The organism is Bremerella sp. JC817, assembly GCF_040718835.1.
Lineage (GTDB): Bacteria > Planctomycetota > Planctomycetia > Pirellulales > Pirellulaceae > Bremerella.
Map to the genome: position 1 here is coordinate 1 of NZ_JBFEFG010000097.1, position 440 is coordinate 440.

A 440-nucleotide genomic window follows, 5' to 3' on the forward strand; every position below is an offset into this window, starting at 1 on the left:
CATCGCGATCGGCTGGCATCTCTACTACGAGGGCCGCGACAAGATCCGGAGCCAGGACACCGCCCAGCCCTTCTCCTCCGACTCCTACCTCCGAAACGCCACCGGGCCGTTCGCCGAGAACTTCCGCAACCTCGTCCCCGACGTCGACAGCCTCGACCGGCTCGACCCCGAACTCCTGGACCAGTGGTGGGATGAGGAGCTGCGACGGGCCTCGGCCCACTACCAGTTCACCCCCGACCAGCTCACCCAGGCCGAGGCCGAGCTGGCCCAGACCAGGGACCGCGCCGCCGCCTGGTTCGCCGACGACGAGAACGCCGACCAGATCGCCGACTACAAGGAGAAGGTCGACCTGATCCGCCAGGGGCGCCGCCAGCCGCCGGCCATGGACTTCCCCAAGCAGGGTGGCAAGCCCCTCTTCGCGGCCCCTGAAAAATCGCCGG

Annotated in this window: 1 protein-coding gene; it reads left to right on the plus strand. The window is 68.9% G+C overall.

Annotated elements, in window-relative coordinates:
* The coding region (locus AB1L30_RS00450; RefSeq protein ID WP_367011387.1) for a hypothetical protein at positions 1-440 on the plus strand (440 nt) is incomplete at both ends.